This window comes from Ligilactobacillus aviarius subsp. aviarius DSM 20655, from assembly GCF_001436315.1.
In the GTDB taxonomy this organism is placed as follows: Bacteria; Bacillota; Bacilli; order Lactobacillales; family Lactobacillaceae; genus Ligilactobacillus; species Ligilactobacillus aviarius.
The window spans coordinates 169,689-193,343 of sequence record NZ_AYZA01000024.1; the positions used below are offsets into that span (position 1 = coordinate 169,689).

The 23,655-nt window shown below is 32.5% G+C and carries 25 protein-coding genes and 2 pseudogenes; 26 read left to right on the forward strand and 1 reads right to left on the reverse strand.

Annotated elements, in window-relative coordinates:
- The first annotated feature begins 2 nt into the window (after window positions 1–2).
- The 26 genes and pseudogenes from FC33_RS07570 to FC33_RS07685 all read left to right on the forward strand — a co-directional run bounded on the left by FC33_RS07570 (window position 3) and on the right by FC33_RS07685 (window position 22,899).
- Window positions 3–203, forward strand: a complete 201-nt coding sequence (locus tag FC33_RS07570; protein ID WP_057827987.1) for a hypothetical protein — start codon at window positions 3–5, stop codon at window positions 201–203.
- Complete coding sequence (locus FC33_RS07575; protein WP_057827988.1) at window positions 203–1,363, forward strand: phage portal protein; 1,161 nt, start codon at window positions 203–205, stop codon at window positions 1,361–1,363. Before FC33_RS07570 ends, FC33_RS07575 begins: the two co-directional genes overlap by 1 nt.
- Before the next feature lie 95 nt (window positions 1,364–1,458).
- Window positions 1,459–3,297 carry a phage major capsid protein gene (locus FC33_RS07580; protein ID WP_057827989.1) on the forward strand — a complete coding sequence of 613 codons (1,839 nt, stop codon included), beginning with the start codon at window positions 1,459–1,461 and terminating at the stop codon, window positions 3,295–3,297.
- 127 nt (window positions 3,298–3,424) lie between these two features.
- Entirely contained in the window at window positions 3,425–3,733 is a 309-nt protein-coding gene (locus FC33_RS08345) for a hypothetical protein (protein WP_057827990.1), read from the forward strand.
- Window positions 3,717–4,085, forward strand: a complete 369-nt coding sequence (locus tag FC33_RS07590) for a phage head closure protein (RefSeq protein ID WP_057827991.1) — start codon at window positions 3,717–3,719, stop codon at window positions 4,083–4,085. Before FC33_RS08345 ends, FC33_RS07590 begins: the two co-directional genes overlap by 17 nt.
- Window positions 4,078–4,524 carry an HK97 gp10 family phage protein gene (locus FC33_RS07595; RefSeq protein ID WP_057827992.1) on the forward strand — a complete coding sequence of 149 codons (447 nt, stop codon included), beginning with the start codon at window positions 4,078–4,080 and terminating at the stop codon, window positions 4,522–4,524. The genes FC33_RS07590 and FC33_RS07595 overlap by 8 nt, the downstream gene beginning before the upstream one ends.
- Window positions 4,521–4,889 carry a DUF806 family protein gene (locus tag FC33_RS07600; RefSeq protein WP_057827993.1) on the forward strand — a complete coding sequence of 123 codons (369 nt, stop codon included), beginning with the start codon at window positions 4,521–4,523 and terminating at the stop codon, window positions 4,887–4,889. The genes FC33_RS07595 and FC33_RS07600 overlap by 4 nt, the downstream gene beginning before the upstream one ends.
- A gap of 15 nt (window positions 4,890–4,904) precedes the next feature.
- Window positions 4,905–5,549 (forward strand): phage tail protein, encoded by a 645-nt coding sequence (locus FC33_RS07605; RefSeq protein ID WP_057827994.1) that lies wholly within the window; start codon window positions 4,905–4,907, stop codon window positions 5,547–5,549.
- Window positions 5,550–5,662: 113 nt separating this feature from the next.
- Complete coding sequence (locus FC33_RS07610; protein WP_057827995.1) at window positions 5,663–5,998, forward strand: phage tail tube assembly chaperone; 336 nt, start codon at window positions 5,663–5,665, stop codon at window positions 5,996–5,998.
- Window positions 5,999–6,027: 29 nt separating this feature from the next.
- The gene (locus tag FC33_RS07615) at window positions 6,028–6,219 is read left to right on the forward strand and encodes a hypothetical protein (RefSeq protein WP_162257626.1); all 192 of its coding nucleotides are present in this window, start codon (window positions 6,028–6,030) and stop codon (window positions 6,217–6,219) included.
- Window positions 6,220–6,308: 89 nt separating this feature from the next.
- The gene (locus tag FC33_RS07620) at window positions 6,309–10,064 is read left to right on the forward strand and encodes a tape measure protein (protein WP_057827997.1); all 3,756 of its coding nucleotides are present in this window, start codon (window positions 6,309–6,311) and stop codon (window positions 10,062–10,064) included.
- Between the two features lie 81 nt (window positions 10,065–10,145).
- Window positions 10,146–10,994 carry a phage tail domain-containing protein gene (locus tag FC33_RS07625; RefSeq protein ID WP_057827998.1) on the forward strand — a complete coding sequence of 283 codons (849 nt, stop codon included), beginning with the start codon at window positions 10,146–10,148 and terminating at the stop codon, window positions 10,992–10,994.
- A gap of 12 nt (window positions 10,995–11,006) precedes the next feature.
- Complete coding sequence (locus FC33_RS07630) at window positions 11,007–12,425, forward strand: prophage endopeptidase tail family protein (RefSeq protein ID WP_057827999.1); 1,419 nt, start codon at window positions 11,007–11,009, stop codon at window positions 12,423–12,425.
- A gap of 14 nt (window positions 12,426–12,439) precedes the next feature.
- Window positions 12,440–13,738 carry a glycoside hydrolase family protein gene (locus FC33_RS07635; protein WP_057828000.1) on the forward strand — a complete coding sequence of 433 codons (1,299 nt, stop codon included), beginning with the start codon at window positions 12,440–12,442 and terminating at the stop codon, window positions 13,736–13,738.
- A 79-nt stretch (window positions 13,739–13,817) separates the two neighbouring features.
- Window positions 13,818–15,011: a hypothetical protein gene (locus FC33_RS07640; RefSeq protein ID WP_057828001.1), complete on the forward strand. Its 1,194-nt coding sequence runs from the start codon at window positions 13,818–13,820 to the stop codon at window positions 15,009–15,011.
- Window positions 15,012–15,023: 12 nt separating this feature from the next.
- Window positions 15,024–15,362, forward strand: a complete 339-nt coding sequence (locus FC33_RS07645; RefSeq protein ID WP_057828002.1) for a hypothetical protein — start codon at window positions 15,024–15,026, stop codon at window positions 15,360–15,362.
- Entirely contained in the window at window positions 15,355–15,477 is a 123-nt protein-coding gene (locus FC33_RS08235; RefSeq protein WP_081037085.1) for an XkdX family protein, read from the forward strand. Before FC33_RS07645 ends, FC33_RS08235 begins: the two co-directional genes overlap by 8 nt.
- Before the next feature lie 81 nt (window positions 15,478–15,558).
- Window positions 15,559–17,265, forward strand: coding sequence for a collagen-like protein (locus FC33_RS07650; RefSeq protein WP_057828003.1), 1,707 nt, complete (start codon window positions 15,559–15,561; stop codon window positions 17,263–17,265).
- Between the two features lie 11 nt (window positions 17,266–17,276).
- The gene (locus tag FC33_RS07655) at window positions 17,277–18,491 is read left to right on the forward strand and encodes a hypothetical protein (RefSeq protein WP_057828004.1); all 1,215 of its coding nucleotides are present in this window, start codon (window positions 17,277–17,279) and stop codon (window positions 18,489–18,491) included.
- A gap of 12 nt (window positions 18,492–18,503) precedes the next feature.
- Window positions 18,504–18,800 carry a hypothetical protein gene (locus FC33_RS07660; protein ID WP_057828005.1) on the forward strand — a complete coding sequence of 99 codons (297 nt, stop codon included), beginning with the start codon at window positions 18,504–18,506 and terminating at the stop codon, window positions 18,798–18,800.
- Window positions 18,796–19,005: pseudogene (locus FC33_RS07665) on the forward strand (phage holin); the annotation flags it as partial. The gene FC33_RS07660 and the pseudogene FC33_RS07665, both read left to right, overlap by 5 nt.
- Before the next feature lie 95 nt (window positions 19,006–19,100).
- Window positions 19,101–20,366, forward strand: a complete 1,266-nt coding sequence (locus FC33_RS07670) for a LysM peptidoglycan-binding domain-containing protein (protein ID WP_057828007.1) — start codon at window positions 19,101–19,103, stop codon at window positions 20,364–20,366.
- 83 nt (window positions 20,367–20,449) lie between these two features.
- The gene (locus FC33_RS07675; protein ID WP_057828008.1) at window positions 20,450–21,556 is read left to right on the forward strand and encodes a site-specific integrase; all 1,107 of its coding nucleotides are present in this window, start codon (window positions 20,450–20,452) and stop codon (window positions 21,554–21,556) included.
- Window positions 21,557–21,600: 44 nt separating this feature from the next.
- Window positions 21,601–21,771, forward strand: a pseudogene (locus FC33_RS08240) (hypothetical protein); the annotation flags it as partial.
- Between the two features lie 169 nt (window positions 21,772–21,940).
- Window positions 21,941–22,459, forward strand: a complete 519-nt coding sequence (locus FC33_RS07680) for a protein-tyrosine phosphatase family protein (protein WP_057828009.1) — start codon at window positions 21,941–21,943, stop codon at window positions 22,457–22,459.
- A gap of 101 nt (window positions 22,460–22,560) precedes the next feature.
- Window positions 22,561–22,899, forward strand: a complete 339-nt coding sequence (locus FC33_RS07685) for a hypothetical protein (RefSeq protein WP_057828010.1) — start codon at window positions 22,561–22,563, stop codon at window positions 22,897–22,899.
- Window positions 22,900–23,366: 467 nt separating this feature from the next.
- Here FC33_RS07685 and FC33_RS07690 read toward each other — a convergent pair whose 3' ends face one another.
- Entirely contained in the window at window positions 23,367–23,564 is a 198-nt protein-coding gene (locus tag FC33_RS07690) for a YjzD family protein (RefSeq protein ID WP_057828011.1), read from the reverse strand.
- Window positions 23,565–23,655: the final 91 nt, after the last annotated feature.

Consider the following 23,655-nt stretch of genomic DNA (forward strand, 5'->3'; position numbering starts at 1 on the left):
GCATGAATTTTAAAATCAAAAATAAAGCCTTACTATTATTTATTAACTTTTTACCATTTACATTAATTGCATTAGGGCTTATTTCATTCATCGTTGGCTCATATTTAATTAATCCAATATTAGGGACATTTATTTTAGGTGTTGCTCTTATTGTTATTGGTTTAATGATTATTCCAATTAAAGTAGAAGGAGATGGTAACTAATGTACAACCCATTTCAATTTAACCAAAAAGACAAACGCTCATTACAATTAAATAATACAGCCCCGTTTATCGTAACTGGAGGGAAGATTATTTCTAATAATCTGACCGTATCAGCAGAAGAAGCACTTAAACACTCAGACATTTATGGAGTGGTTAATAGAATTAGTTCAGATATAGCCTCAGCAAGTATAGATATTCAAAAGCCATTCCACAAAGTAATTGAAAATCCAAACAAGCGACAAACCAAGTTCGGTTTCTTTCAATCAGTATTAGCAAGCATGCTACTTACAGGAAATGCTTTTGTTACTATTCACAGAGATGGCTCATTAGTACCAGATGAATTAGAATTAGTACCTAGTGCTAATGTACAAATGTTATTAACTGATGACTTAGATATTGTATATACCTTTAGTTATTCAGATGGACGACCAAACAAGACCTTAGAAAGTAAAGATGTTTTGCATTTTAAATTAATGAGTACAGGATATGAAGATAGCCTTTATACAGGACGTTCTCCATTAGAAAGCCTTGTTAATGAGGTAGCTATTCAAGATAACTCAAATAGATTAACATTGAATACCTTACAGAATGCTATTAGTCCTACAAACATATTAAAGGTTGAAAAAGGTATTTTAGATAGCGAACATAAGAAGAACTTAAAACAAGCATTTGAAAATAGTATGCGTACGGGTTCAACTGTTGTATTAGACCAAAGCGCTGATTTAAAGACAGTTCAAATTAATTCAGACGTTGCTAACTTCTTAAAGAATAATACTTATACTTCAAATCAAGTTGCAGTAGCTTTTGGTATTCCTGCTTCATATGTTGGATTAAATGCAGATGAACAGTCAAGTATTGATATGATACGTTCTCAATACATTTCTTGCTTAAATACTTACATTAAACCTATTGAACAAGAACTAAGTAAGAAATTATCTTATAACAATATTCTTGATGTTAAGGTTAATATCCTAGATGCAATAGATACAGATAACCAAGCCCTTATTAAGAATGTTGTAGATTTATCAAATGCAAAAGCTATTAGTCCAGAACAAGCTCAAACAATTTTAGCTAACTATAAGGCTTTAGGAATGGATAAGGTAGTTGCTGATACTGGACTACAAAACACAGATACAACAGAAAAAGTAGTAGAACAGTAATTAATAAGAGTTACCAAAAATGGTAGCTCTTTTTTTATCCTAAAATTTTTTGTATTGCGTTATAGATACGATTAATTAAATGGAGGTGAGAAATATTGCCAGAAGTAAAAGAAAAAGCTGACATTCGTACGATTGATAATCATATCAGAGCAACAAAGAACAATGATAATGAACATGTGATTGAAGGTAAAGCGATTGTATTTAATCAACAATCAGAATACATGGGATTCTATGAAATTATAAAACCAGAAGCGGTTGAGGGTATTGACTGGAGTAAGACCTTACTTTTATATGACCATGAATTTCCAAACATTCTAGCAAGAGTAGACGCAAAGAATTTAACAATTAACGTTAAAGAAGATGGAGTATATTTCCAAGCAACTTTAAACGATTCAACCCTTGCTAATGATGTTTACAATGACATTAAATCAGGTAATGTTAAGGGTTGCTCATTCGGATTTAATATTGCGAAAGGTGGAGATGATTGGGATTTTACTGATGATGGAACACCATTACATATCGTTACCAAAATTGAAAATATCCCAGAATTATCATTAACACCTGTTCCTGCATATACTCAAACTTCTGCCTCTGTTGTGAGGCATTTAGAAAACGTTAAGGAGGTACGAAAAATGGCTGATAAAGAAAAAGAAATCAAAAAGGAAGAAAAGCCTGTTGAAGAACCAAAGGCTGAAAAGAAAGACGAACCTAAAGCTGAAAAAGAAGTAAAGGCTAAGATTAATGTTAATACAGATGATTTAATGAAAGCTATTCAATCAGTTAAAGAATTGATTGAACAAGCTAAAGAAGTAAAAGGTTCAGATAAACCAAAAGAAGAAAAGGTAGAAGAACCTAAAGAAGATGAAAAGCCTAAAGAAGAAAAGCGAGAAAAGAAAGCTAAGGAAAAGGAAGAAGTTCCTGAAAAAGAAAATTTAGGTAAAGACGTTATAGAAAATGAAAAAATTAAAGAACCTAAAAAAGATGAAAAAGGTTCAGAAAAAATTGGAGGTAAGAAAGATATGACTCAAATTCTTAAAGAAAAAGACGAAAACAAGAAGTCAGAAGAAGTTCGCAACTTTGAAGCATTTTTGAAGGGTGAAACACGTGCATTAACAGACGGATTCAAGGAAACTCCAGATGGTCAAGCAGTTATCCCGTCAGAAGTATTATCAATGCAAAAGCAACCTAATGACCCTTCACAATTGGAAGGTTATGTAAACAAGGTTCAAGTAACAGCTCCAGCTGGTAAATTGCCTATTTTGCAAAAGGCAACAGCAGTATTGGCAACAGCAGCAGAATTAGCTGAAAACCCAGAAATTGCTAATGCAACAATTAACAAAGTAACTTATGATTTGGCTACATATCGTGGCTCATTACCAATTTCAAAGGAAATGATTTCTGACTACCCAGATATTACAGCTGTTTTATCTGACTATGTTCAAGAAGTTCGCAAGCAAACAGCTCAAAAGGCTATCGGTGCTGTATTGCAAACAGCAACAGCTAAGTCAGCAACTTCATTAGATGATATTAAGGCTTTATCAAATGATTTAATTCCTTATGGTGAAGATGTTAAGTTTGTTGTTACAGCTTCAATGTTCAACGTTATTGACACGATGAAGGACGCAGAAGGACGTTACTTATTACACGATGATATTACAACAGCAACAGGTAAAACATTATTCGGTCATGAATTGATTGTTGTTCCTGATACGATTCTTGGTTCAGAAGGCGACACAAAGATGTTTGTAGGTTCACTTAAAGGCTTTGTATTAGAAGCATACAAAGATGATGTATCGGTAAATTGGACTGAAAATCAATTCTTTGAAAATGTATTAGGTGTATACGTACGAATGGACGTAGAAAAGGCTGATGACAAGGCAGGTTACTTTGTAACTTACTCACAAGCTAAAGCAGTATCTAGTACAGGTAAATAATTAGTGCTGAGAAACGCATTCTAAGGTTAAGTTCAACATTTAACCTTATAAGTTTTAAAACAATATCGCCTAACGAAAGATAACAGTACCTATTATATAGGGGCGGTTAATAGAGGAGGTGCAATAAATGGAAAAAGATGAGTTTATTAATTCAATGCTAACTTACTTACACTTAGATGATGACCCTGAAACACTACAAGAATTAACAGCTATTGTTGATGGTAGTATTGCAACAATCATTAATGGTATTAATCAGAGTTTAACTTATGACGACCTAAAGGCAGATAATCAATTTATCATGGCTTTAAGAACTCTAGTTACTCAAACATATTATGATAGAGAGTTAGCTAATGGATATTCATTCGGTTTCCTTTCATACATTGCTCCTTTACAGGCTAAATATAGCGAGGTGGGAAATGATGAAACAAATAGCTAAAAATCGTTTCCAACCTTATCAATTTAAAGATATTGTTACCTTTTCAACTCTTACAACTCAAGAGAACCCTTATACAGGAATTGAAGAACCTGTAAAGCATGAAGAGTTTAAGAAACATTTTGCTAAGGTCAAGCAAACACTTAATCAAAAGTATTCAGTCTTAGGTACTCAATATGAAAATTCTTTTAATATTGCTATCAGACATGATAAACGCCTTGAACAGTTTGATTATCTTATAGCTACTATCAATGGTGTAGATTATCGCATTATTGATATTAGTTTTGATAATGAAACTTATAACAGTTATGACCTTTTAACCCTTACAAAGAAAGAGGGTAATGGTAATGGCTGATGAAGATTTAAGCAATCAATTAAAGAATTGGATTAACCAAGTGCAAGAGGCTACTGAGTTAAGTGTTGACGAACAAGCAGAAGTTACTAAAGCAGGTGCAGAAGTTTTTAAATCTGAACTAAAGAAAGTAACTCCTGTTTCAGACCATAATTCAGACCATGCAAAAAATCATGTTGTAATGCAAAATACCGATATTGACGGTAATAAGAATGGTAGTTCAGTAGTAGGTTATGATAGTGAGAAAGCCTATATCATGCGTTTTATGAACGATGGTACAAAGTATTACCCTAGAAAAAAAGGTAAGAAGTTTGGTAATAATCATTTAAACTTTTACTCAAAACTGTTTGCTAATAATAGCGTACAAAATAAAGTTTTAAATGCTAATGCAGAAAAGCTAAAAGAGATAATAAACCGAAAGCAAGGGGGAGGAAATGAATGAGTACAATTTTAGATACTAAGAAACTATTACAAGGATTCCCTCATATTGATAAGGTTTATACTTACCAGATTCCTGACAGTGCAGTTAAAACAACTGATAAAACCATTGCATTACTTAGGGAAGTACAAGTACAAACAGATGAAGAGGGAAACAATAGATTTAACGCTATAAATACTCAGTTACAACTTCAAATCTTTTTAAAGAAGGATATTGATTTTGATACTGAACAATTTCAGATAGACCTATTTAGGTTGTTTGAAAACAATCAATATGAATGTTATACATTCGGTGGATTTGTTTCTGACCCTGATACAGGTCAATTATTTAATTCAATTTATGTAGAAAAATTAAAATACGCAGATTAATAGGAGGAATGTACAATGTCAGTAGTTGGTATTGATAGAGTATATCTTGGTGTTCAAGATGAAAACGGAAATATTTTAACTGATGAAAATACTGGTTTTACGACTGGTATGATTGAAGTTACTGATGAAATGCTTGGTACTTCAAGTGTAAATTTCCAAACTTCAAAAAATGGTGAAGAACTTGATGGAAATAACAAACAATTAAGTTTCATTAAGGCTATGCCAACAGCCTCAATGGACGTTTCATTTAATAATTTACCATTCGATGTAAAGAATAAAGTATTAGGACGTGAAAAATCTGGAGTAGGTTATGTAGATTCAATGACTAACCAATACTGTATAATTATCACCCGTAGTCCGTTGCCTGATATGAAACATTATGCTTATACATGTATGGGTAAGGCAGTTGCAACTTCAAAAGGTGCTAATATGCAAACTAATACCTCAAAGAAAACAAACCGAGTAAATGATGAATTATCATTCGAGGGCTTAGCTTGCGAACGTACAAATGACATGCCTTATATCGTGGCTTGCGATGAAGATTCAGGCTTTTCTCAAAAAGCATTGTTTGACCAACTTTGTCCAGGTCAAACGTTAATTACTGATTCAGTTAAGGCTAGTGTTCCTGCTTCAACAGGCTCTAGTTCAACAGGCAAGTAATTAAATAAGTAATCTTCATATTATAAGAGAACCTTAATTGGTTCTCTTTTTTTATACTCTAAAATTTTTACCTTTGCGTTATAAAAGTGAATTAAAAATTGGAGGTACGAATTATGAAGATTACTTTAAACAAATTACCATTTAAAAAGAAAACTTATGACATTAAACAATCAGTAAAGAACATGAGAAAGACGTATAAATTACAATTAGTATTTTCTCAAAATGGAGACATGGAAAATAAGACTGATGAAGAACTAGTAGAATCAATGTTAGATACATTTGATGAAGCAATTAATTATGTTTCTTCATTACTCAAGTTAAATGATAAACAAACAGATGAATTAGAAGATTTATCTCAAGATGAACTTCTTGATACAGCCAACAAAATCGCAATGAGTTTAATGGGTATCAAGGAAGAAGATATTAAAGAAGATAATAAAAAAAAGTAGAAAATAATACAAGTCCTCATATGTTGCATATGAAGATGAAAAAGACTTATGAGGATTTTCTGATATTTGAAAAGCAAGCAATAACTAATCTTAATTGGACTTTAGACCAAGTAGAAAATCAAGATTATTATTTGTTAATGGAAATTCTAGGAATGGACGATGAACAAGTTGCTAATGATGAAGTAATTGACGACCCTAGAAAATTATTAGATTTAATGTAAATCAAAGAGAGCCTATATAGGTTCTCTTTTTTTATCCTCCTTTTTTCAAATCGTTATAGATACAGAAACAATTAAAGGAGGTCAAGAGTATGGCAAGCGAAAAAGTTGCTGGTGTACTTAGCACTAAGATTAAGTTAGATACGACTGAGGCAAGTAAGAGTATGCGTCAGTTAAATAATGATATTAACAGTACCGTATCTATACTTAAACAACAAGAACAAGAGTTTAAGTCAACTGGAGATAATGTTAATGCTTTACAGACAAAAATCTCAAGACTTACAGAAACTCAAAATGGATATTATGAAAAATTAAAACTTTTAAAGCAAGCACAAAATGATGTAAAAGATAGGTTAGGCGAAAGCTCAACTGAATACCAAAAATACCAAACTCAAATCAATAAAACAATTACAACTATTGGACGTTATGACGACCAGATTAATAAAGCTCAAAAATCATTACAGTATTATGATTCAGGTTTAGCTAAATTAAGACAATCTTATTCTGAACAACAAAGATTATCTCAAAGCCTTGTAGAACGCCTTAGAGCAGAAGGTAAAGAATGGCAAGCTAACCAAGAGGAAATTAAGCAATCTAAAAACGCTTATTCAAACCTCAAACAACAATATGAAATACAAGAGAATGAATTAGGTCAATTAAAAACAAAGTTAAATGACCTTAATTCTTCATATAAAAAGGCTCAAACAGAATTAAATAGTATTGCTCAAAGTTCAGGGAAAGCTAGTGATGCTTATTCGGAACAAAAGCAAAAGATGAATAACCTTAAATTGGCTATTAGTAGCGTTAATTCAGATTTAACTAAACAAGAAACCAGATTGAATCAAACAGCTACAAGTATGGCTAAAGCTAAGACTAAAACAAGTGAACTTAGCGAAAGTTACCATAAAATACCTAAATCTGTAACAACTGAAATCAAAGCTAAAACGGAAAAAGCTACTTCTGGAATTAAGACCTTTACCAGTGCTATTAAGGGTAGTGCTATTGGAGCAGGAATAGCTAATATTGCAATGGCAGGACTAAATGCAGTAGGGGATAATCTTAATGCTAGTTTTGAACGTTACGATACATTAAATAATTTCCCTAAGGTATTACAGTCAATGGGAGCTAGTGCAGACGATAGTAAGAAAGCAATGGCAACCTTGAAACAGGGTGTAGATGGATTACCTACTTCATTACAAGATGTAGCACAAGCAAGTGAAAAGCTATTACCTATGAGTAAGAACGCTAATGACGCTGCTAAGAGTGCCTTAGCATTAAATGATGCTTTCCTTGCTAGTCATGCTAGTTCAGAAGATGCAAGCCGTGGATTACAACAATACACACAGATGTTGAGTTCGGGTAAGGTAGACTTGCAAAGTTGGAAAACATTACAGGAAACTATGCCCGCCTCACTCCAAAAGGTAGCTAAGAGCTTTGGTATTGCCTCAGGTTCAACTCAAGAATTGTACAAAAAGTTACAATCAGGTGAAATTACAATGGACCAGCTTAACCAAAAATTCCAAGAATTGGATAAAGGGGCTAATGGTTTCCATGAACAAGCAAAGCAAGCTACCGATGGAATTGGTACAGCAATGGCAAACCTTAAAAATAGAAGTGTTGCAGCCCTTACCTCTGTTATTGGAGGTTTCGACCAATTATCAAAGAACTTAACAGGTAATAGCATTGGTGGGAATATTAACAAGCTATCTTCTCACTTTAAGAGTTTTGGAGATACAGCAGGAAAAGCCATTGCAGGTTTAGCACCAACAATTAAAAAATTAACTCCTTTGTTTAATTCAATGAAAAAGGTAGGAGAGTCTGCTTTATCGGGATTAAAACCTATTATTAATGCAGTCAAGGATAGCTTTGATAAATTATCTAAGAATACAGGTACATTCAAAAAGACTTTAGATAACTTAGCTCCTATTGTAAAGGTTATTTCTAATGTTTTGGGTAGTGTACTTGGAGTAGCCATTAGATTTATTGTTGATTTAGTTGTAGATATATGTAAGAAGTTCAATAAGCTATGTGATGTACTTAGAACAGTTGTTAAAGCTGTTAAAGATATGGTAAGTAATGTTAAATCTAAGTTTAATGACTTTAAAGACGCTTGCTCACACTTAGGAGATAAGTTTGGTGATATGGTATCTTCAATCAAATCTAAAGCCTCTGATTTAAAGAGTAAAGTTGTATCTAAATTCAATGAACTTAAAAACCAAGCTAAATCCAAGTTTGAAGATATGAAAGAAAGCTGTAAATCTAAGTTTGAGGATATGAAAGGCTCTCTTACAGATAAAGCTAGTTCATTAAGAGATAGAGTTACTGACCGCTTTAACTCTATGAAGGATAATGTTAAATCAAGGATTTCAGACCTTGTATCAAATGCTAAGTCAATGTTCTCTGATATGTACAACAACCTTAACAATATGACAGGTGGAGCATTAGATAAAATTAAAAATGCTTGGGATAAACTTTGGAGCAACATTATTAATGGTATAAAGTCAGCTGTAAAGAGTGTTGGTAGCAATGTTTCAGATATGGTAAACAATGTTATTAAACCAATTAACTCAATGCTTGATGGAGTAAAAGATGGTGTAAACTGGGTACTTGATAAGTTTGGTGCTTCAAAGTGGAAAGGCTTTAAGATTCCATTAGTACACTTTGCAAAAGGTGGTACTGTTGGTGGCACAATGGCAATGGTTAATGATAGTGGAACTTCTAACTATCGTGAAATGTTTGCTACTCCTGATGGACGTGTTGGAGCATTTCCTAAGCAAAGAGACCTCATTACCTACTTACCAGAGGGAACACAAATCTTAGATGGGGAAAACAGTAAAGCCCTTGCTAATATGATGAATATTCCTCACTTCAAAGACGGAACAAAGGATAAAAATATCTTTGAAAAAATCTTTGATAAAGGTAAAGATATTATGGAAGATATAGGAGATATTATTGCACACCCGATTAAGTTCATGGAAAAAGTATTAAAGAAATATCTCCATGTTAATACAGCTATTAAGTTTGCAAGTACCTTAGTTACTCATGCTCCTACTTTCTTTGCTAAGCAAGCCGAAAAATGGTTAAAGAAAATGGCAGAGGACTTCAAGAAATCAATGGAAAGTACAGGCGGTAATGGAGTTAGTTATGGTTCAGCTAATAACCCTGGAGGCGCAGGTGTAGCACGTTGGAGACCAGTAATCATTGAAGCCTTTAAGAACTTAGGACAAGACAACCCACCTGACTGGAAGATTCAAAAGTTACTTAGACAAATTGCTACTGAATCAGGAGGAAATCCTAATGCTCATCAAGGAAATATTGGAGATATAAATAACCTTAGAGGGACACCTGCTCAAGGACTTCTTCAATTTGTACCTTCTACATTCGCAGCATGGAGTAGACCTGGACACAATAATATCTATTCAGGTTTAGACCAGTTAATGGCTGCTATCTACTGTTTAGACCACGGTGGAGAAGGTGGTTGGGGTAACATAGGTAATGGACATGGTTGGGAAAACGGTGGATTTGTCGATAAGTGGAGCTTTGGACAAATTGCCGAACATAACAAGCCTGAAGTTGTTATCCCTTTATCATCTGAAAAACAAGGTAGAGCATTAAGTTTACTTACACAAACAGTAAATAAACTTAACAGACAAGCCGGAATTAACACGACTATTAATACAAATAATGGTAGTCTTGAACAGAAATTAGATACGATGATTGGTTTACTTAGTCAATTAATCACTACTAACAGTAATGGTTTTGCTAAGTCAAGTAATGGTATTAATACAAATGGTTTATATCAACAAATGTATCGAGACCAAACCATTAATAACTATCAATCAATCTAAATGTTATAGGAGAGTAGAAACATTCTACTCTCTTTTTTTATTCCGTTATAAGTTTAGAAAATTAATAAGGAGGTTTCAAATATGCTTAATGATTATTGGTTAAAAGTAAAGATAGGAAACCAAGATGAAATTGATATTAATACAATTACTCCAGACTTACATTTTGTTGAATTAGATACAACACCTGCTTTTAGTAATACATATCAAAACATGGCAGGAGTTAATGGGAGTATTTATACAACAGGACAATTTGATAAAACTACAATTAATCTAAAGTTTTTAGTACGTTTTAAAGATTGGAAAGATTTAGACTTAGCAAAGCATGACATATATAGATTTTTTATGACAAAGGAAGTTATTAGAATAAGATGTAATACATCCCCCAACAGGGTCTATTATTGCCGTGCTTTGCCATTTAGTATTGCTCCAAGTAAGGTAGGTAGTGCAGGGGCAGTATTTACTGTTCCTTTAGATAATCCAAGTGGACTAGCTTATTCAATCGCTCCAAGTGATGAAATAGTAAACGTTAATGAAAATGATAACTGGTCTTATGGTATGAATATCCCTAGCGATAAGCAGTTAAAGTATCATTTTACTAATTCTAATAAGTTTACGGTATACAATCCAAGTGATATTGATATTAACCCTTATTTACAGAATGATAAACTTTCAATCTCTGTTAAGTTCACAGGGGATAACATTACCATTAAAAATACTACTAATGGTTCTACTTGGAGTTATAACAAATCAGGTAATGGTTCAGATACTTTATTGATTAATGGAGTTACAAGTTCTCTTAATGGTACTCCATGCTCCAAAGATACTAATTTTGGACATATTCAATTAGATAAAGGCGATAACAACTTTGAAATAACAGGAGCTAATACCAGTGATATTGTATTTAGCTTTCCATTTGTATATATCGCTTAGGGAGGTATCAGTATGAAAGATAAAATTATTGTTAAAAATAAAGATTATGCTGAACCTTTAAATAGTGTATTAATTGATAGCTTTCAAGTAACTAAAACAGTTAATCAATCATGGCAGATACAATTTAACGCATATGATGATAAATCAGTAGCCTTTAGTTTACTTCAAGCTCAAAACAGTATTCTTTGGAGAGGGCAAGAGTTCATTATAAAACAAATTCAACCAACTTATGCTAATTCTTTAAATACAACTCAAGTTACAGCTACTCATATTGGCTATGAAGTTCAAAGAGTATTTCAGCACAATGTTAATACAGGAACTAAGACCTATTCTGTTAATGATGTTCTTAGTTTTTATTTGAATGGAAATAGCTTTGATTATACTTGGGAAGTTAGGGGAAGTTTTGATAATCAACAAATAGAGAATTTAGGGAATGCAAACGGTCAAGACATGCTATCTAAAATAACTAGCACTTGGAGTAATGCAATTATTACCTTTGATAATAAAAAGATAATTGTATATAGTTCTGATGATTATTACCAAGATAAAGGTAAGGTTATTACTTATCTAGGTAATACAAACCAAGTACAGCTTACTTACGATAGTACAAACTTGGTAAATAAACTGTACTGTATTTCTGATAATAGTGGAGATGAAAATAGTAAACCTGCTTTTAATCCTTTCTATGTTCAAGATGACGAGAGTATTAAGAAGTATGGATTATATGAAGGTAACCCAGTATCAGACAATAGGTTTAATAATGCGGACGCTATGAGACAATATGCTTTATCTCAATTACAACCTGAACCAAGTTTATCTATTCAAGTGCAGTTTAATGCTAATAATGAAGATATTGATACAGGAGAAATTAGAACCTTAATCATTCCTGAACTAAACTTAACAACTAAAGTTACAGTTACTCAGGTTACTTTATATCCTTTATCTGATACTCAACAATCGCAAGCTCAATTAGATAATACAGCAAAGACTATTCTTAACTACAATAACAGCTTACAAAATGCTTTATCAGGTCATGTAGATACAACTACTAATATCAATACGACTATTAGTTCAGCAATCGCAAGTAACCAAGATGAAATCAATAAAATTAACAGTGCCTTAAAGCAACAATCGCAAGCAGTAACTACTGATAATGGAACAATTACCTATACATTAAATACAGGGGTTGTATATGTTTACTGTAACTTTACTGATATAGTAGCTAATAAAACTTCATTTAATGTTCCTAATGGCTTTGTTCCTAATAATACGATTAATGGTTCGCTAGTGATTAATGAGAGTGGAACTAACTACATTATTAATTACACAATCTCTAGTACATTCGATATTAAGAGTATTTACAGCCTACAAAATGAATCAGTAACAGAATTAAACAATCAAGCAACTGGGAACTTTAGTTACTTAATTTAAAGGAGGTATGAGAAATGAGTTTAATTACAGATATTAAAAATTATAAGTATGTAGGAATGCCATTCCATGCAGTAGGCTTTCCTCAACCTGTATACAGTCATTTAGTAGCAAGTAATGACGGTGTAAATTGGACTGATTTAAAAGCATATAACTTTGGTTGGAGAGATACTGATATTGCATACATTAATGGAGAGTTTTGGACTTGTACAGGTACTTATGTTAATCATACAAAAGATTTTGAAACATTTACTCAAGTTAATTGTCCTAATATGGGACTTAAAAACCTTTGGGCTAGTGAGTTCTATCAGGATAATAGTGGTAATTGGTGGTTCATTTATTGTGGTAGTGAAACTGATGTAGATTATTCAGAGTTTAAATTATATGCTTCAAGATTCTACCCTGAAAGATACCAGATAGACGCTGTAAGACATGATATTACTCTTAATGCTAATGGAGGTTATATCGACCCTAATATTAACTATATCAACGGTTATTATTACTTATGGTGTTCAAAAACAAGTACACCAACTCAGGAATTACATTTGTTCAAATCAAGTAATGTACTTGGTCCTTATGATGAAGTTGAAACTAATATCATGAGTTTAACTAATAGTACAGGGTTTACGTGGAATGAAGCTCCTGAAATGCTTGTTGTAAATGGTAAGTATTATTTGTACTCTGACCCGTGGAATAAAGGACAATCAGAAAGTGATAGAGATGTATATAGGGCAGAAAGTGATGATTTAGTTACATGGACGAATATGGAAAGATGTAATGCTGATGTTACGATGAGACACTACACACCATTATATATAGGAGATTTAAAATTAGAAGATAGTACACCAAGTACACCTAATACTCCAGTAACTCCTCCAAGTGATAATAAACCTACTACACCTAATAAACCTGATAAACCAACAACTGATTTATCAATCATTAATCTTTGGGACGGGGACATTAATAGCTTTTATCCTACAAATAGAAACAACTATGTAGTAGTGAACAACTTCATTACCGAATGGAATAATTCAGATAACAGCTTTTTAGAACCATTAAACTTTAAATTAGACGCTACTAATTACAGTGAAGTTAATAGGTTAGCATACAGACAATTTATTAGTAATGCAAAGATATTAATTGAACAAATACCAAAGATGGTTGAAGATTATCGAGTTACTGACTATGACTATACTTGTATCCCACCAACACTACCAACAGGAATTGACTTTAACCAAGTAGAAGTAAATAACTTTTGGAAGTGGGTTAGGGATAATTTTAGTTGGATTAAAGGTCAAGTAGACCAAGTAGGATAACTATTAAGGCTAGGTAATGTACCTAGTCTTTTTTTAATTGCGTTATAAAGACAGATTAAATTATAAGGAGGCTAAAATAATGGCTGATGATTTACTTAACAATGTTCTTGGTGCTGATTATCAAGAAGTGAACGCTGTTCAATCAGGTAATGCAGTATATAAGAACGGAAAATTACAATATTTCAAAATCGACATTGACCAACCTGGTAAATACTTTTTTGATTTAACTGACGCTTTTAATGCAACAGTAGATGAAAGTAATAAGATTATTCCTTTGCAATTCGTAAGAGGAGGACAACCACTCCAATTAAATGGCTTCACGATTTCTATGGACGGTAAATATCCGGACATGACAACAGGTTTTCATGTTGCAGGTAAACTTAATACTTCTAGTCCTGCTTTTGTGAACTTTGCTTTACCATTGGGAATGTTCCAAGCAGTTGGTCCATATCGTTTCCAATTTACGATTACTAACTCAAGTACAGGAGAAACTTTAAAATCTCCATATCAATTCTTTAATGTTACGGAATCTGCAACTAACTTAGCGATTGATATTAATAAAGGTATTGAACCTTTTGATAGTGAATATCAAGCATGGAAGAACCAAGTCGAAGCACAAATCAACCAAAACATGACTGAATTAAATAATATTGCTGATAGTGCTAATCAAATTAAAGGTTTAATGAATAGCTATGTACAAACAGCTAATGACCGAGTAGACGCAGCATGGCAAGATAAATTAAATGGTAACAATACTTGGACTGGTAATAATACCTTTAGTGGAAGTTCAGACCTCCATAACTTAACAGTAAATGGTTGGGTTGACGCTAAAGAAGATTTAACAGTTGAACAGGATTTACATGTTAAAGGTCAAGCAGATTTACCAGATAATACAACGATTGGTGGTCAATCAGTAGCTTTCCAATTAAAAGGACAAGCTACTCTTGAAGGACTTTCGAGCAATGATGAAGGAACATTCATTAACTACTATGTAAATAATAATTTCCTTTATATCACTGGTTGGATTGGTAACCCTAAGACTGTATTTAAGACGTTTAAAGCATACTTACCAACAAGTATTACAAGTAGAGTTGTTGGTGGGAATTCTAGTTATTATGTTGGTGTAAATGATTATGACTGGTACACAGATACATCTACAACACAACCAACAGAATTCTGTTTAGTTCCTAATACTGGACTGATTACAATTAATGGTGCTGCTAATAATGGTGGTGCTCGCTTGAATTGGGCTTTGCCATTAAATCAACAATAGGAGGGGCTTAGAATGACAATGTATTACTATTTAACAAACGATGGTTATATCGACCATATCGATACAGTAAAGATTAATGGGGCTAAGTATACGACCCAAGCTCCTAAAGGACACTTTAACAAAGCAAAATTTGATGGTACTAAATGGGTCGATAGTATGACTGATAAAGAACTGAAAGAAGCTAATACTGTTACAGTTAAACCTAATGAAAATGATACAGTTATCAGCAACCTTACACTTCAATTAGCTCAAAGCAATGTTCAAGTTAAAGCATTATCTACTAAAGTTGATACCCTGACTGAACAAGTTAAGAGTTTAACATCAGATAAGGGGGATAAAGAAAATGTTTGATATTGTAAAGAAGTATTATGATATGGGTTTGTATAATGAAGAAAATTTAGATTTGTTTGAAAGTATCGGTTGGATAACAGCTGAACAAAAACAAGAAATCATGCAAAATAAATAACTTAATTAAGGCTAGGTAATGTACCTAGTCTTTTTTATTAATCGTTATAAAAACAGATTAACAAACAAGGAGGAACTCAACATGAAAAGTTTATCTCTATTAAATGATGATACAACAATTAAATTAGGTGATACTGGGACAATGGTTCAATTTACCGCAACTAATAATCAAGCCCCAGTACAATTAGATGAAAACCAAACAGCACAATTTAGAATAAAAAATGATTTTGGTTTAGTTAAAACTATTAATGCTACAACAACTTACAATGGTTTAATTTTCCAATTTGATACAGCAGATTTAAAAGGCTTAGTACAAGGAACATATCAAGTAGAATTAGCTGTTAATGTAGATAAAGATAATACTTTAATTTTCCCTGATGATGGTTTTGTGAGCTTTACGATTTCCGCTAATGCTTTGAGTATCACAGGACAACAACTTAATCTGATTAGCTTAGACGATTTTAAGGAACAGGCTAATCAATACATGCAACAACAATCTCAAGCATTAAAAGATAACTTTGATACTTATGTTGCAACGGTTAAACAAGGTCCTCAAGGAGAAGTTGGACCACAAGGACCACAAGGACCAAAAGGAGACACAGGGGAACAAGGACCACAAGGGGAAAGAGGACCAGCAGGAGGAGCTAGTTCAATCACAGTTGGTACTACAACAACATTAGACGCAGGAGAACAAGCTAAGGTAACTAACTCAGGCAATGATGTAGATGCTGTTCTTGATTTTGCAATTCCTCAAGGTATCCAAGGACCAAAGGGAGACAAAGGAGATACAGGTAACTCTGCTACTGTTAATGTTGGTAATGTTACTAGCTATAATCCATGGTTAGCTTATTCTTCAATCGGAAAGACTTTTAGCAAAGGTTATATCTTACCAGATGGAGAACATGCTAATAGTACAGATATTTATACTGATTATTTTAGCGTAAATGCTCACGATAATTATAGTGTGTCAATGCCTGCTAATATTCCTAGTTTATCAGGTAATCAAGCGCTTAGAATTGTTTGGTATGATACCAACAAAACAGCATTAACCTATGATGAAGAAAAGAATATTAGTTTTCCTTTTGTAATGACTAAAACAGCTCCAGATAATGCTAGTTATGCTAGAGTATGTTGCTCAGTGGGAAGTAATGCTACTACTAATGGAACTAATACACCAATTTATGTTTCTGATAATGGACCTGTTGGTATATCTAATTCAGGTAATGAAAATAGTGCAACTCTTAACTTTAATCTTGCTACTGGAGCTATGGGTATGCAAGGTTTACAAGGTGTAGCAGGACAACAAGGGGAACAAGGTCCAGAAGGTACAGTAGGAGACTATGTAACAGGTACAGGTTGGTTAGATTTAACTCCTTACATGAATGCAGGAGATAGTGGTGTTTGGTGTGGATGGGATAACAATAACACTACTGGAGATATTGGTTGGAATAAATACGCTGTAACAAGTATTAACGGTCAGAATATTTTTTGGTTTAGAATACACTCAAGATTTAGAGACGCAAGTATTGCTAACACTTGGGGTACTAAACTATTTGATATTCCGTCTGATGTTCAAAAACAATACGGAAATATGGAAATGAGTCAATACAACACTTTATATGAATGTTCTGGTACTCCATGTATGTATCAAATAATAGGAGACCCCGGAAAACGTTATGTACAGACTTTAGGGACAGTGCAATTACACTATAACCATAATGGAGACCAAGTAATTCCAGCTCCAAGTGGAACATGTACCGTTAATATGGAAGGTTGGTTTATTCTCTAGGAGGTTTTTATATGACTAAAAAATTATTAGATAAAATGGGTGTTAATGTCTTTCATGATGATTATTCCGGTTCTAGAAAATGGAATATTGGACAAGTAGATAGAGCTTTGAACTTTGCACAAATGGCAGGGATAAAATACATTAGACCTGCATTTAATCTGCAAACTGATGAATTTAATGGTACTGATAATCCGTGGAGATTAGCAACTTATCATAAAATTCAAGATTTAGGAATGGTAGGGGTTATTGGAGCTTATCCGCAACAAATTAAAAATCATTTATTAGACTCAAACGCAGATAAATTAGTAGACCAAGCTGTTAATGCTTATGCTCATATTATGGATAGATTTTTAGATAATGGTATCACTTCATTTATCGTAGACGCATGGAATGAAGCAGACGGAAAGTTTGCAGTCGATAATCAAACTGAAGCTGAAACGAACGATACTATTATTGATAGATACCTTACATTTAACATGAAATTGTTTGAAGAATGCAAAAAAAGAAATGTTGAATTTATGGATTTGTGTTCAATTCAATACCCTCAAGCCCCTAACTTAAAGCATGTTATGGATTGCTATAACACTAAACTTAATTCTTATTCTTCACTTCCTGAAAGAGTTTGTTTCCACCCATATTGTGAACGATACAACGATAACTATATACCTGAATTATATCTCTTAACCTTTGATAGAAGTAATTGGAATAATATTAATCAAATTCCATTAGCTGTATCAGAGTTTGGTTTTCCTAGTGAAGATTGGGGACACCCATTCAGTGGTAGTTGGGCTTTTCAGTATTCAAGAGATGTTATGATAAGGCAAATTATTATCCAAGATTATCTAGGTGTTGACCCTATAATTATTTATTCTGCTAACACAAACCCTGACCCCTCAGACGCAGATATAGATGATTGTTGGGGAGCTTATCAGTATCATAAAGATACTGATACTATTACTTTAAGTAAATTAGGTGCTGTTGAACTCAACTTCTTTCAATCAATGAAAGGTTATCACTTAAACGGAATGGTAACTCCTTCTAATAATTTTACTTTGACTAATGAAAATATTCCATATAATAACTTTGCCTTTGAGTATGAAAATGAAGAAGGTCATAAGAAGTTATTTTATTGGAATCCAATGGGAAACAATACAACTAGCCTTAATTGGAACAATCAAACATATAATCTTCACTTTACACAACATGTAAAGGTTATAGAAAGTTAGGAGGTGTTATAGATGACGTTTTTAGGATTATCTTTAGAAGATTGGGTAGCAATTATAACGATTAGTGGTACAGTTTTAACATTTCTAATAAAAGGCTTTAAATGGGCTTTCCACTCTACCTATTTAGAAGAAAGTGAAGCTAATCAAAAAACTTTTGAGAAGTTAAATGATACGGTAACTACTTTAAATAATACGGTAGAAAGTTTGAGAGAAGACTTGAATAGAAATAACACTACCTTAAACCAACATGAAAGACGATTAATCATCTTGGAAACAAAAGAGGGGATTTATGATGAAGACAAAGATTAAAAGTATCATATTTAATCCAGATGGAACATTGAATGGAAAGATAATAGCTAGCTTAATCAGTTTGTTATTAGTATTAATTCAACAAGTGTTAGCTATTTTCGGTATTCATTTTACAGGGGATATTGGAGATATGGTAGGAGCAATTAATACGGTATTAACCATTTTAGGACTATTGGGAGTTATGGAAGGTAATGGAACAGTTACTTTTATTCCTAAAAAATAATTTAAAGAGAGAGCTATAAAGGCTCTCTTTTTTATTGCCTTTTTTACTGACCGTTATAGAAAAAGGAGGTGCATATTATGCTAAAGGAAAATTTAAAACGGTTAGCATTAGGACTAATTGCCTTTATTTCTGCTATTAGTATTGGTGTTGCTAGTGCTGACAATGTTAGAAGTTATGGTACTGACTTATCTAAGTATCAAGGTAATACAGCTCAGTTTGTACGGAATGATGATGAGTTTACCATTGCTCAAGTAGGTGGAATGTATGAAGATGGTTCTTCTTATACTCAATCAACTTATACTAATCAGGTTAAGAGTGCTTTAATGCAAAATAAAAGAGCTCATACTTATATCTGGTTACAAACAGGGAATAACAGTTACTTAGCAAAGAAAGCTGTTAATACATTCTTACCTACTATTAATAGTACAGTTCCTAAAGGTTCTATTATTGCTTTAGATTGTGAAGCAGGATATGGAAATGATATTAATGGTAATACTAATGCTGTTATAGATGCTATGACAACAGTTAAGAATGCAGGATATACTCCAGTGTTTTATTCTTATCAAGGTTACGCTCATGCACATTTTGATATGAATAGAATTATTGCTACATATCCTAATAGTTTTTGGATAGCAGGTTACCCTTATAGGAATGGTATTTATCCTGCTCCTATGGAATACTTCCCTAGTGATACTGGTGTGTGCATATGGCAATTTTCAGACCATGGTTCAGGAGCTAACAGTGTAGCCATAGATTATGATATTGATTTATTAGGTATCACAAAGAACGGCTATAAGAATGGAAATGCTAATAAACCTGTAACTACAACTCCTGTTATTCAACAAGCTAAAGAAGATAAGAAAGTTATTAATAATACTAAGACTTATATAGTTAAGAGTGGAGATACTCTTTCAGGTATTGCTATTAGATTTAATACAACTTACCAAGACTTAGCACGCATTAATAATATCGCTAGTCCATATGTTATCTACCCTAACCAAGTAATTAAAATTAAAGGAGATAACACAGTAGCTAATAATACTTCGAATAGTGCTACAACTTATGTAGTTAAATCAGGAGATACTCTTTCAGGAATTGCTACTAAATATGGTACTACTTATCAAGCATTAGCTAACTTGAATGGTATTAGTTATCCTTATACAATTTATCCTAACCAAGTATTAAAGGTTAATGGTATAACAAATAAAACTTATACTGTACGTTCAGGAGATACTTTAAGTGGTATTGCTAATAAGTTGGGTGTATCTGTTTCTTACTTAGTATCAAAAAATGGTATTCATAATGCTAACTTGATTTATCCAAACCAAGTATTAAACTATTAAAGAATATCAATTAATGATTTATGAACTCTATCTATATAGGTAGGGTTCTTTTGTTATAATTAAGTTTATAGGAGGTTTCTATTATGGCAATCTATAAAAAAGGAAACTCCTATGAAGTTAGAATTAGTTATAAGGATATTAAAGGTAACTATAAACAACACCATAAGACGGGTTTTAAAAGTAAAGAAGAGGCTGAGGACTATATAGCCAATTTCAAACTGAAATTATCAAATAATATCATTCCTTTAAAAGACAAGATTACTTTTTCTAGTTATTTTAAAGAATGGTACGAAACATATAAAGAGCCTGTTATATCAGACAACACAAAGAGAAGATATAGAACTTACATTAGAGAGGTTAAAAAGTATTTTAATAATAAAAAATTATGCGAGGTTAATAGAAAGTGTTACCAATTAATCATTAGTGATTATGGTAAAACGCATGTTAAAACCAGTGTTACTAAGTTTGATTTTGCCATTAAATCAATGGTTAAAAGTGCAATTTTAGATGGTTTAATTGATACAGATTTCACTAAAGGAATTACCCTAGTATACAACGATGATAATAAGATTGAAGTTGATTATCTTAATCTATCAGAAATAAAAGCTACTGTTAATTATCTGATTGAAAATCTTAAATCTAGTCCTAAAACTACTAATAATTATATCTTTATCTTAACTGGTTTTCTTACTGGTATGCGATTAGGAGAAATACAGGCTTTAACTTGGGAAGATATAGATTTTGAAAACAATAAAATAACAATTAATAAGAGTTGGGACGATATTAATTTTGGCTTTAAACCACCTAAAACAAAAGCTAGTAATAGAGTTATTGATATTCCAAGTATTCTATCAAATATCTTAAAAGATAAGAAGAAAGATAAAAAAGATAAACTTGTATTTTTCAATAATACAGCTCATAGAGTACCTGTAAGTCAGAATATTAATAAGTCAATGAGACGATTATTTAAACGGTTGGGAATAAGCAGAAATAATTATCATTTTCATAGTGTAAGACATAGTTATGTAGCCTTAGCATACTCATTAGGAATTGATTTTTATACTATTTCTAAGCAGTTAGGACATGCAAACCCTACAACTACAATTAATACTTACTCTTATTTAATTGAAGAATTTAAGCAAGAACAAACAGATATTTTAGTAAAAAAACTAGATAAACTTTTTACTTAGGAAAAAACTAGAGGCTATAATTCCTTATATAATAAGGTTTTATTAATCCAGCATACGGTGCCCGACCATTGCAACGCTTCATTACGACTCACGTGGAAACGCCATTGGCCAAGGAGATTATTGCCGGCAAAGTGATGCCGCATAGTGTCGTTACGATTGGCCTGGGTGCAAATGATAATTTGGTATTTAAGGCTGAGGATGATCAGGCGGAATAATGAAAGAGGATAAGTGCTAAACTTATCCTTTTTTTAATGCTTTCTGAATTTGATATTAGTAAATCCTATTTATAATTAATTTTATTATAAATATTAATTATCAATTTAACTCTTTACGTTGGGGTCGCTGAAAGGTTTAAGGGTTAAATTGAAGTTAGGAGAAGATACTATGGGATTAGGTAAATTCGGAATTGGTTTATTATGTTTAGTTGGCGGTTCAGTAATTGGAGCAGGTGGCTATTCGGTTTATACTCATCATCATGAAAATCAAGAAACGGTTCGGGTAAGTCAAAAAAGTTCTGAAACCAAGTCTTTAAGCTCAAACAAATTAAACAGCGAAAGTTTGCAAAGTGAATCATCAGAAAGTCAAAATCAGGTTGAGTTTAGTAGTCGGTCAACTAATAATATTAATTTACGGTCTTCAGTGGTAGCAAATAACCAAGGAAACGGTGAGTTATATAACGCAAGTAATCATACTTTTGCCGGCTATCATAATATTCATGAGTTATGGAATAGCGGCTATACGGTTACATCATATTTAATTAAAAAATGCGGTTATACGGCAGATCAAGCGCATAATTATATCGATCAACACTTTAGTGAAATTCGTCCATTCTTAGGTTCAGGTGAAATTCAAACGTATTATGAAAAACTAAGAAGCGAAGGACGTTCAATTAACGACAATTAAAAGGTCAATTATTTAAAAATATATTAATCCTTTTCAATCTACTTTCCATTCCAAAACAATTCCGGTAAACTGAACCTACCACAGGTAAGGGAGCGGGAAAATTGAAATTAAATAAGGATTTAATGGGGTTATTGACTCAAATTGCGCTCAAAAAGAGTGAACTTGGATCGGTTGACGGATTATATTCTGTTCGAATCAAAAATGAATATGGGTATTTTATTGTTTATATCGGGACCCGGAAAACGTTGATCAAAGGATTTAGTCAGGTTGCAACGAATGAAAATTTGAGAATTGAACTAAGCTCGTTAGATGATGATCAAACGTTGCATTACGTTGCGGTTCCGGACGTGTTAGCATTGGAAAAGAGTTTAATGCTGATGCTGTACCGCATCGGGAGGTTAAATCAACGCATTATTGAAGATGCGAAAAAATCAAATTAAACGAAAAAGAAGCTGGACAACTAAGTCCAGCTTCTTTCATAACGTTAAGCAAAACTATAAAGTATCAATGAAGATTTATCTTTATAGGGTTAGTTGAGTTTCTAACCATGTTTAATGGTAAATCAATTACAAAAAATAAGCAACACATATTAGAAAAATGTTTATTTAAATTACAAATTTTTCACATTAAATTTAAAATAAAAAGAAGTTCATTGCGAACTTCTCTCAACTCTCTTATGTACTTTTACATTATATAGGGTTTTTAATGAGTAAGAGCAAGTATCTATGGAATACTGGAAGAGATACTTAGTGAAATAAAGTTATAAGAGAGGAATTTTTAGTGCAACCGATTGCACAAACTTTATTTTACATGAATAGTTTTAAAAATCAATTAAAAGCCAAACTAAAATTGGAATGATTTATTAAAATTTTTCTATAAAAATAAAGGTTGCGGTGAATCGCAGCCTTTACTTTTTATCTTCTTCTTTGGCGTTTGGTGCTTTAAGAAACATCGATACAAAATTGATTAAAATCCAGCCGGCAATCATTGGGATCAAACCGCTTGTTACAAAGTTGAATGGAGCACCATTCAAAGCGGAAATAATGTATCCGAATACTTCACCATAAATTGCGCACCAAAAGAGAATTGTAAGTTGTTTTAACATGTTAACAACACCTCTTTACTTGTAGTCTAGTATAGTTTGATAAATTTTTCAAATCGTTCTTTAAGAGAATCTTATCGAATCTGATATAATA

Coding starts and splice junctions, on each gene's coding strand:
- FC33_RS07635 (WP_057828000.1), top strand. CDS start 12,440: ATGAGTTTAATTACAGATATTAAAAATTATAAGTATGTAGGAATGCCA.
- FC33_RS07625 (WP_057827998.1), top strand. CDS start 10,146: ATGCTTAATGATTATTGGTTAAAAGTAAAGATAGGAAACCAAGATGAA.
- FC33_RS07595 (WP_057827992.1), top strand. CDS start 4,078: ATGGCTGATGAAGATTTAAGCAATCAATTAAAGAATTGGATTAACCAA.
- FC33_RS07670 (WP_057828007.1), top strand. CDS start 19,101: ATGCTAAAGGAAAATTTAAAACGGTTAGCATTAGGACTAATTGCCTTT.
- FC33_RS07600 (WP_057827993.1), top strand. CDS start 4,521: ATGAGTACAATTTTAGATACTAAGAAACTATTACAAGGATTCCCTCAT.
- FC33_RS07680 (WP_057828009.1), top strand. CDS start 21,941: ATGGGATTAGGTAAATTCGGAATTGGTTTATTATGTTTAGTTGGCGGT.
- FC33_RS07605 (WP_057827994.1), top strand. CDS start 4,905: ATGTCAGTAGTTGGTATTGATAGAGTATATCTTGGTGTTCAAGATGAA.
- FC33_RS08235 (WP_081037085.1), top strand. CDS start 15,355: ATGTTTGATATTGTAAAGAAGTATTATGATATGGGTTTGTATAATGAA.
- FC33_RS08345 (WP_057827990.1), top strand. CDS start 3,425: ATGGAAAAAGATGAGTTTATTAATTCAATGCTAACTTACTTACACTTA.
- FC33_RS07655 (WP_057828004.1), top strand. CDS start 17,277: ATGACTAAAAAATTATTAGATAAAATGGGTGTTAATGTCTTTCATGAT.
- FC33_RS07615 (WP_162257626.1), top strand. CDS start 6,028: ATGAAGATGAAAAAGACTTATGAGGATTTTCTGATATTTGAAAAGCAA.
- FC33_RS07690 (WP_057828011.1), bottom strand. CDS start 23,564: ATGTTAAAACAACTTACAATTCTCTTTTGGTGCGCAATTTATGGTGAA.
- FC33_RS07640 (WP_057828001.1), top strand. CDS start 13,818: ATGGCTGATGATTTACTTAACAATGTTCTTGGTGCTGATTATCAAGAA.
- FC33_RS07650 (WP_057828003.1), top strand. CDS start 15,559: ATGAAAAGTTTATCTCTATTAAATGATGATACAACAATTAAATTAGGT.
- FC33_RS07630 (WP_057827999.1), top strand. CDS start 11,007: ATGAAAGATAAAATTATTGTTAAAAATAAAGATTATGCTGAACCTTTA.
- FC33_RS07645 (WP_057828002.1), top strand. CDS start 15,024: ATGACAATGTATTACTATTTAACAAACGATGGTTATATCGACCATATC.
- FC33_RS07590 (WP_057827991.1), top strand. CDS start 3,717: ATGAAACAAATAGCTAAAAATCGTTTCCAACCTTATCAATTTAAAGAT.
- FC33_RS07620 (WP_057827997.1), top strand. CDS start 6,309: ATGGCAAGCGAAAAAGTTGCTGGTGTACTTAGCACTAAGATTAAGTTA.
- FC33_RS07675 (WP_057828008.1), top strand. CDS start 20,450: ATGGCAATCTATAAAAAAGGAAACTCCTATGAAGTTAGAATTAGTTAT.
- FC33_RS07570 (WP_057827987.1), top strand. CDS start 3: ATGAATTTTAAAATCAAAAATAAAGCCTTACTATTATTTATTAACTTT.
- FC33_RS07660 (WP_057828005.1), top strand. CDS start 18,504: ATGACGTTTTTAGGATTATCTTTAGAAGATTGGGTAGCAATTATAACG.
- FC33_RS07610 (WP_057827995.1), top strand. CDS start 5,663: ATGAAGATTACTTTAAACAAATTACCATTTAAAAAGAAAACTTATGAC.
- FC33_RS07575 (WP_057827988.1), top strand. CDS start 203: ATGTACAACCCATTTCAATTTAACCAAAAAGACAAACGCTCATTACAA.